Here is a 7,912-nt window from a genome sequence, read left to right on the forward strand (position 1 = left end):
ATCATAGCATGGCCGTGTCGGATGGGAAGCTATGACTTGAGTATATCATGCACCGCCCGCAGCTGGGATCATAGCATGGCCGTGTCGGATGGGAAGCTATGACTGAAGCTTGTACCCCGCGGATCAACACCGGATCATAGCATGGCCGTGTCGGATGGGAAGTTGTCGCGCCCAGCCCTTCCTACGCCGCCCCCTCCATGAAGTGGGCGCGACACAGGGGGACATAGCTCTCTGTGCTGCCGATCTGGACCTGGGGGCCGTCGTCCATGCGCCGGCCCTCGCCATCCACGCGGATGACCATGGTGGCCTTGGATCCACAGTGGCAGATGGTCTTGACCTCGTGCAGCTTGTCCGCCCAGGCCATCAGCCACTGGCTGCCCTCGAACAGATGGCCGCGGAAATCCGTGCGCAGGCCATAGCACATCACCGGAATGTCCAGTTCATCCGTAATCCGGCACAGGTCCCGCACACTGGCCTTTGTCAGGAAATGCGCCTCGTCCACGAACACGGCGTGGATTTTCCGGCCAGCTGTCTGGGCAGCCGCGGTCTGGCCATACATGTCCTTTTCCGGCAGGGATTTACAGGACAGGCCGATGCGGCTTGCAACCACGTCTGATCCGCCGCGCGTGTCAATCACAGGCTTGAACACCAGGGTGTCCATGCCCCGCTCCTCGTAATTATAGCGGGCCTGCAGCAGCATGGTGCTTTTGCCGGCGTTCATGGTGGAATAGTAAAAATACAGCTTGGCCATGGGTCTTCTCCGGGCTTTCCGGACTCTTGTGCCACGGCGCCCCCGCAGCTGCAAGCCTGCGCCCCCATCAAAACCCTTTATCCGCAACCCGATGTGTGTAGAATGGCCCGTTCCTGTGTCCAGCACGAGGTTTTCATGACCCAGTCTTCCTCTCCGGCGTCTTCCCTGATGGCAGGAAAGCGCGGTTTGATCATGGGCGTGGCCAATGACCGCTCGATCGCCTGGGGCATTGCCCGGACCGTGGCCGCCCATGGCGCCAGTCTGGCCTTCACCTATCAGGGAGAAACCCTGGAAAAGCGGGTGCGTCCCCTGGCGGCCAGCGTCGGGTCAGACCTGGTTCTGCCCTGCGACGTGACCGACATGGCCAGCGTGGATGCTGTGTTCGAAAAAGTACAGAAGACCTGGGGATCGCTGGACTTCGTGGTCCACGCCATCGCCTTTTCCGACAAGAACGAGCTGGACGGCCGGTATGTGGACACGTCCCGGGACAATTTCCTGCGGACCATGGATATTTCCTGCTATTCCTTCACCGCCGTGGCAAAACGGGCCGAGGCCCTGATGCCAAAGGGCGGAAGCCTGCTGACCCTGACCTATTACGGGGCCGAGCGGGTGATGCCCCACTATAACGTCATGGGCGTGGCCAAGGCGGCGCTGGAAGCCAGCGTGCGGTACCTGGCCGTGGACCTGGGCGGCAAGAACATCCGGGTCAACGCCATCTCCGCCGGTCCCATCAAGACTCTGGCGGCCAGCGGCATCGGCGATTTCCGCTATATCCTGAAGTGGAACGAGCTGAACTCCCCGCTGAAGCGCAACGTGACCATTGACGAGGTGGGCGGCGCGGGCCTGTATCTGCTGGGCGATCTCAGCGCCGGCGTGACAGGCGAGGTTCACCATGTGGACAGCGGCTATCACACCGTGGGCATGGTGGCTGTGGATTCGGCCGCCGCGACGGCAGACCTGCTGAAAGGCCTGAACACAGACGCTGAGAAAACTGCTGTCTGAGGATCCCCATGACAGCCGATGTAACAGCCCTTTCCTTCGAGGCGGCCCTGGCCGAGCTGGAGAAGATTGTGAAACTGCTGGAAAGCGGCGCGGGAAGCCTGGATGATGCCGTGGGCCTGTACGAACGCGGGGACGCCCTGCGAAAGCACTGCGAGAAACGCCTGAACGAGGCCCGCATGCGGATCGAGCGCCTGGACCGGGGCGAGGATGGTTCCATAACGGCCCAACCCGTAAGGATGGACTGAGTGATATCCCTTATCGGACGCCAGATCGCAGAAGCCGCAAACCTGATCGAACGCGCGCTGGCCTCTGTGCTGCCCAACCAGGACGGGGCTGAATCCCGCCTGTTCGAGGCCATGCGCTATGGATCCCTGGGCGGTGGAAAACGCCTGCGCCCCTTTCTGGTCCTGGAAAGCGCAAAGCTGTTCGGCGTCAATCCGGATTGCGCCCTGCGCGTGGCCGTCGCGCTGGAAATGATCCACTGCTATTCCCTGATCCACGACGACCTGCCCGCCATGGACGACGGCACCCTGCGCCGGGGCAAGCCTACCGTGCACCTGCAGTACGACCAGGCCACCGCTGTCCTGGCCGGCGATGGCTTGCTGACCCAGGCCTTCGAGGTCCTGGCCAGTCCGCAGACCCACGAGGATCCACACATCCGCTGTGCCCTCGTCACCGCCTTGGCGCGGGCGGCGGGCCCCCGCGGCATGGTGGCCGGGCAGATGCTGGACATGGTGGCCCGGGAACAAGCCCTGGATATCGGGGCCATCACCCGCCTGCAGCGCCTGAAAACGGGCGAGCTGATGGCCTTTTCCTGTGAAAGCGGCGCCATCCTGGGCCGGGCCTCGCCGTCTTGGCGCCAGGCGCTGCTGGCCTATGCCCACGACCTGGGACTGGCGTTCCAGATGACCGACGACCTTCTGGACGCAGAAGGGCGGGAAGAGGACACAGGCAAGAACACGGGCCGGGATGAACAGTCCGGCAAGGCCACCTTTGTCTCCATCCTTGGTATTGACAGGGCCCGGGCCCAGACCCGGATGCTGGCGGACCAGGCCTGCAAACACCTGGACACCTTCGGCGACCGGGCCGCAACCCTGAAATCCCTGGCGCGTCATGTCGTTGAACGCCGCGCATAATCATAATACCTCCCTGCAAGACCGGCAGGGGCTGAAGCGCCTGGCCTCGTACGCCAGCATCGGCGTGTGCGTCATCCTGATCCTGTCCAAGGCCTTTGCCTTTTTCCTCACCGGATCGGTGGCCATCCTGTCTTCCCTGCTGGACAGCCTGATGGATGCGGTGGCATCCGGTATCGCACTGGCCGGCGTTCTCCATGCCCAGAAGCCCGCGGACCGGGGTCATCGCTATGGCCATGGCAAGGCCGAAGCACTGGCCGCCCTGGCCCAGACGGCGCTGATAACAGCCTCTGCCGTGCTTCTGGCTGCCGCATCCGTCTCCCACCTGCTGGACCCGCAGCCCCTGGCCCATGAATGGGCGGGGATCGGCGTCATGGTTCTCTCGATCGTCCTGACCTGCGGCCTCCTGGTGGTCCAGCGTCACGTGATCCGCAAGACGGAGTCCCTGGCCGTGGACGCTGACCACGTGCACTACAGCGGTGATTTGCTCATGAATCTCGGCGTGATGGCGTCCCTGGCGCTGTCCCTTTTTACAGACTGGACCTGGATTGATCCCCTGTTCGGCCTGGCGGCCTCGGCGTATATGCTGGCTGCCATAGGGAAGGTGGGTCGCCGGTCGCTGGATGTGCTGATGGACCATGAGCTGCCGCCGCAGGACAGGCAACAGATCAAGGACATTGTGAAAGGCCATCCCATGGCCCGGGGGATCCACGACATCCGCACGCGCAGCGCGGGTGACCGGGTGTTCATCGAGTTCCACCTGGAACTGGACCCGGACCTGACCCTGGCCCGCGCCCATGACCTGGCGCACGAGGTGGAGGATCTTCTGAAAGCCGCCTTTCCCCATGCGGACATCATTATCCACCAGGAACCGGCGGGCATTGACGATCCGCGCATGGACCTGCCGCATTGAAAAACACGGTTCTCTCATATTGCACGGACCAGGTTCTGGAGCATGACCCGGATCGCTTTTACACTGCGCTTTTTGCCAGAGGAACACAGCGGGAAGCCCTGCTGGCCCTGTATGCCTTCAATGCTGAAATTGCCCGCACCCCCGATGTAGTGACCGAATCTGCACTGGGACTGATCCGCCTGCAGTGGTGGCGGGAGAGGCTGGAAGAGATATACCAGCCGGACAGCACCGTGCCCGCCAGTCCCGTCCTGCAGGCCCTGGCGCCGGTGATCCGGGAATTTTCCCTGTCGCAGGCGCTGTTTGAGGATCTCCTGACCGGACGGGAGGAGGATTTTTCAGAAAATCCTCCGGAAACGCTGGATGATCTGGAGAATTATGTTGCGCGGACATCTTCTTCCCTCATGGCCCTGGCGCTGGAGATCTGCGGCCAGCACACCGGAGAAGCCCGCCTGATGGCCCGCCATGGGGGCATCGCCTGTGGCCTGGCAGGTCTGATGCGCGCCCTGCCCTTCCGCAGCAGCCGGCACAGGACGCCCATTCCCCGGGATCTGCAGCAGCAGGATCTTCCCGCGGCTGCCCTGAAGATCGCAGACAGGGCGCAAGAGCATCTGGACAGGCTGTCCGTCTTGCCGCTTCCGCCGGACCGGGTGGCGCTGCCCGCCCTGTTGCCTGTGGTTCTGGCCCGCCTGGACCTGAAGCGGATCCGCAGGGCCAGCAGCGACGTTTTTCGCCCATCCGTCACCGGCCCCCATCCTTTCCGCACCCTGGCCCTGTCCTGGGCGATGGTGAAGGGGAAAGTCTGATCAGGGTCTGCCGTGGATCAGGTGGAGATGGCCTGAAGCCCTGGACTTAAGAGCCTCCCACTTGTCCTGGCGCGGTCCCGGCTCAAGAATAAAGCCCGTACCGGTGTCTTTTAACGTAACAAAATGCACATGCGCTATGTGTGGATTGGCTAGGATCAGGGAAAACTCCAGACGCCGCAGGGTGGACAGGGGACTGATGGCCTCCAGTCCGAAAGGCCCGGGCGGCACAACGATCCAGACTTCGGGCCTGGTGGACTGACCCACAAAACGCAGGGAAGCGGCGTACCATCCCGGATAGGCCAGCGCCCCGGCGTCGCCTTTCAGTTCCTCAAACAGGTCTGCTGTAACCAGAGCCTTTCCGGCGTCAGTCTGGCGGACATAGACACAGTCCCTCCCGGCCGGGGAATTCACAAAACTTTCAATGGCCGCAAAAATCCTTTTGCCCAGATCCGGTGGCGCACCGGCTCTGGCCAGCATGGATGTGGTGTACAGGATCAGGATGCGGCCACGGGGGTCCGCGTCCTGCGTAAACCCGTCCATGATGGATGTGTAGACCAGCCGCAGGGACCGGCTGTCCCCTGCCCTGACCAGCGCCTGCAGGGCGTTCACCGTGCCGGGCAGAAGTTCAATCCAGCCACGCAGGTCCCGGTCGGATATTCCTTCCGGAGCTTCCGCCAGAATGCAGCGGCGGGTCTCTTCCCCTGCGGCCAGCGCGGTGAAAGTCCAGGCCCTGTCGTCCAGAAGCGCCGGGATCTGCCGGACCAGAAGATCGCCGGAGCCATGCAGAACCTGGGCCACTTCGCCTGAAAGATGAACGATGGCTTCCGGATCTGGAAGGAAACACCGCATTCCGGGATTGTCCCGGGCTGGCACGGACAGCATCTGGACCTCATGTAACGGGACCGGATCCAGAATACCCCGGGGAAATACTTGCGCAAAGAAACCCCTTCTCCTGCAGGAGAAAGAATCCAGGGCATGTGGACAATCAACGCAGAATGAGCCAGATGACGAGAGTTTTCGAGAACCGGCGCGCAGCGTACGTTACAGTACGTGAGCACCGGAAGCGGAGAAAGCCGAAGTCAGATGGCCATTATCCGTTTGATTGTCCACATGTCTACACCCCCGTACCGTTCAGCTGCCGCACCAGCAGGCTGAGGCGTTCATCGGTCAGGCCCGAGACAAAGTCGTTGACCTTCAGGAAGCTGTGATACGGGCTGTCCTGTGGCACGGGGGCATTGACGCCCATCAGATCCAGGATCCGCCGTGCGCGATAGGGCAGCGATCCCGTATCCCTGTGGCGCTGAAGCTCCAGCACAGCATCACCGCAGGCGGCCAGCAGGGTGCCCATGGCGGCGTATGCGCCGATTTCGGCCACCATCTTGGGTCCATAGCGGAAGATCTTTCCCCGGGCGATATCGCGCTTTGAGATTTCGAGACAGCGACGCACGTCCTCGCGGCAGGCGCTGACCAGATCACCCCGGAACTCGCCCCGCATGATGCTGTCGTAATTGCCCATGAACGCCTCGATCACCGCATCCACCAGGATGTCCATGGCCTTGCCGCGCAGCCAGGCGACACGCTCCCGGTCGTTGTGGAACGGGCGCTTGCGGTAGTGGTCCATGGTGTCCTGTGACAGGACACCGGACAGGACGCTTTCCAGATCCTGGATCCTGACGATGGACAGCTCGATCCCGTCCTCGATGTCAATCAGGGCATAGCAGATATCATCCGCCGCCTCGACCAGCCAGGTGAGCGGATGCCGGCACCAGCGATCTTTCCCCTGCGCGATCAGCCCCGCGCGCTCCGCCACCTGGCGGAACAGGGGCATCTCGCTGCGAAAGATGCCGAATTTTCCGTCCGCGCCCCGGGCCTCCGGCTGGTCCGATCCCCACGGATACTTGCAGAATGTGGCCAGCGTGGCGCAGGTCAGGCGCATCCCGCCGTCAAACCGGTTGTATTCCAGCGCCGTCGCGATGCGAAAGCCTTGCGCGTTGCCCTCGAACACCGTCAGGTCATTTTTCTCTGCCTCACTCAGGCCGGACAGCCAGCGGGCTCCTGCACCCGCGTACCAGTCGCGGATGGCGTATTCTCCCGCATGGCCAAAGGGCGGGTTGCCGATGTCGTGCACCAGGCACGAGGCCTGCACAACGGTCCCCAGATCCGCCGGCCGGATCCCTTCCGGCAAAAGACCGCGGCGGGCCAGACGCGATCCCGCCGTCTCCCCCAGCGACCGGCCGACGCATGAGACTTCCAGGCTGTGGGTCAGCCGGTTGTGCACATGGTCGTTGGAGGGCATGGGATGGACCTGGGTCTTGCGCTGCAGGCGCCGGAACGCGTCGGAAAAGACGATGCGGTCATGATCCCGCTGGTACTCCGAACGGTCCCCGCCGCCCGGTGTGGACGCATGTCCTCCCGGCCGGTCGGTACAGAGAAGCTTTATCCAGTCCATCATGATGTGCCCTTTCAGGCTTTCATGTGGAGGAGGACCACAACACAAGTCAAGAGAAGATCAGCCAACCGCAACAGCCACAGGAAGCGGCTTCAGGACAGCGGCACTGTCCGCACTGTCATCGGTCCACGCAGACCGGTCGGCAAACAGGGCGCGCAGCAGCTGGCTGTTCAGGGCATGGCCAGGGCGGAAGGCGTGGAACCGGCCCAGGATAGGCGCACCGGCCAGGTAGAGATCCCCGATGCTGTCCAGGATCTTGTGGCGGACAAATTCATCGGGATAGCGCAGCTGGCCCTCGTTCAGGATGGTATCGCCGTCAATGACGATGGCATTGTCCAGTGAGCCGCCGCGGGCCAGGCCGATGCTGCGCAGGTACTCCACCTCGTGCAGGAAACCGAAGGTACGGGCGCGGCTGACGTCGGACCGGAACCGGCCCTCGCCCAGATGCACCAGGCCGATCTGGCGGCCGATCACCTTGCTTTCAAAACTGATCTCGCAGCTGAAAATGGATTCAGCGGCAGGAGACAGGGTGGCAATCTTGTCCCCGTCCCGCACAGTGACTTCCTTCAGGATGCGGATGGTCCGGCGCGGGGCGTCCTGGTCCACAATACCTGCGCATTCGATCAGGAACACGAAGGGTGCCGAGCTTCCGTCCATGATAGGCACTTCCGGCCCGTCGATCTCCACCACCGCGTTGTCGATGCCGCAGCCGCGCAGGGCAGCCATCAGATGCTCGACCGTGCTGACCGACACGCCGTGTTCGTTGGCGATGACGGTGCACAGGCGTGTCTCGGTCACCCTGTCCCACAGGGCCGGAACAACGGCCGTCGCAGCAGGCTGGTCCGTACGGACAAAGGTAAT

9 protein-coding genes are annotated in these 7,912 nt (G+C 62.9%); 5 read left to right on the forward strand and 4 right to left on the reverse strand.

Features of this window, described 5'->3' with window-relative positions:
• Positions 1–181 precede the first annotated feature (181 nt).
• Positions 182–751, reverse strand: a complete 570-nt coding sequence (locus M3O22_07550) for a thymidine kinase (GenBank protein ID MDP9196600.1) — start codon at positions 749–751, stop codon at positions 182–184.
• Positions 752–886: 135 nt separating this feature from the next.
• On the opposite strand from M3O22_07550, the gene fabI reads away from it, so the two are divergent.
• From fabI to M3O22_07575, 5 genes are read left to right on the forward strand one after another with little or no spacing between them, the layout of a single operon-like run.
• Complete coding sequence (gene fabI / locus M3O22_07555) at positions 887–1,753, forward strand: enoyl-ACP reductase FabI (protein ID MDP9196601.1); 867 nt, start codon at positions 887–889, stop codon at positions 1,751–1,753.
• Positions 1,754–1,761: 8 nt separating this feature from the next.
• Entirely contained in the window at positions 1,762–1,998 is a 237-nt protein-coding gene (locus M3O22_07560) for an exodeoxyribonuclease VII small subunit (GenBank protein ID MDP9196602.1), read from the forward strand.
• Positions 1,999–2,889, forward strand: coding sequence for a polyprenyl synthetase family protein (locus M3O22_07565; protein ID MDP9196603.1), 891 nt, complete (start codon positions 1,999–2,001; stop codon positions 2,887–2,889).
• Positions 2,867–3,799: a cation diffusion facilitator family transporter gene (locus tag M3O22_07570; GenBank protein ID MDP9196604.1), complete on the forward strand. Its 933-nt coding sequence runs from the start codon at positions 2,867–2,869 to the stop codon at positions 3,797–3,799. The genes M3O22_07565 and M3O22_07570 overlap by 23 nt, the downstream gene beginning before the upstream one ends.
• Positions 3,796–4,602 carry a squalene/phytoene synthase family protein gene (locus M3O22_07575; GenBank protein ID MDP9196605.1) on the forward strand — a complete coding sequence of 269 codons (807 nt, stop codon included), beginning with the start codon at positions 3,796–3,798 and terminating at the stop codon, positions 4,600–4,602. Before M3O22_07570 ends, M3O22_07575 begins: the two co-directional genes overlap by 4 nt.
• Here the strand turns inward: M3O22_07575 and M3O22_07580 are convergent, their stop codons facing one another.
• The 3 genes from M3O22_07580 to lpxC form a co-directional block, all read right to left on the reverse strand.
• Entirely contained in the window at positions 4,603–5,451 is an 849-nt protein-coding gene (locus tag M3O22_07580; protein MDP9196606.1) for a hypothetical protein, read from the reverse strand.
• Between the two features lie 265 nt (positions 5,452–5,716).
• Positions 5,717–7,051 (reverse strand): deoxyguanosinetriphosphate triphosphohydrolase, encoded by a 1,335-nt coding sequence (locus M3O22_07585; GenBank protein MDP9196607.1) that lies wholly within the window; start codon positions 7,049–7,051, stop codon positions 5,717–5,719.
• Between the two features lie 60 nt (positions 7,052–7,111).
• Positions 7,112–7,912: UDP-3-O-acyl-N-acetylglucosamine deacetylase (gene lpxC / locus M3O22_07590; protein MDP9196608.1), on the reverse strand; the 801-nt coding region annotated here is incomplete at its 5' end.

This window comes from Pseudomonadota bacterium (assembly GCA_030775045.1).
Lineage (GTDB): Bacteria > Pseudomonadota > Alphaproteobacteria > JALYJY01 > JALYJY01 > JALYJY01.

What these genes read in the sequence shown, in the direction of transcription:
- M3O22_07550 (MDP9196600.1), bottom strand. Translation starts at nt 751, where the DNA reads ATGGCCAAGCTGTATTTTTACTATTCCACCATGAACGCCGGCAAAAGC.
- fabI (MDP9196601.1), top strand. Translation starts at nt 887, where the DNA reads ATGACCCAGTCTTCCTCTCCGGCGTCTTCCCTGATGGCAGGAAAGCGC.
- M3O22_07560 (MDP9196602.1), top strand. Translation starts at nt 1,762, where the DNA reads ATGACAGCCGATGTAACAGCCCTTTCCTTCGAGGCGGCCCTGGCCGAG.
- M3O22_07570 (MDP9196604.1), top strand. Translation starts at nt 2,867, where the DNA reads ATGTCGTTGAACGCCGCGCATAATCATAATACCTCCCTGCAAGACCGG.
- M3O22_07580 (MDP9196606.1), bottom strand. Translation starts at nt 5,451, where the DNA reads ATGCGGTGTTTCCTTCCAGATCCGGAAGCCATCGTTCATCTTTCAGGC.
- M3O22_07585 (MDP9196607.1), bottom strand. Translation starts at nt 7,051, where the DNA reads ATGGACTGGATAAAGCTTCTCTGTACCGACCGGCCGGGAGGACATGCG.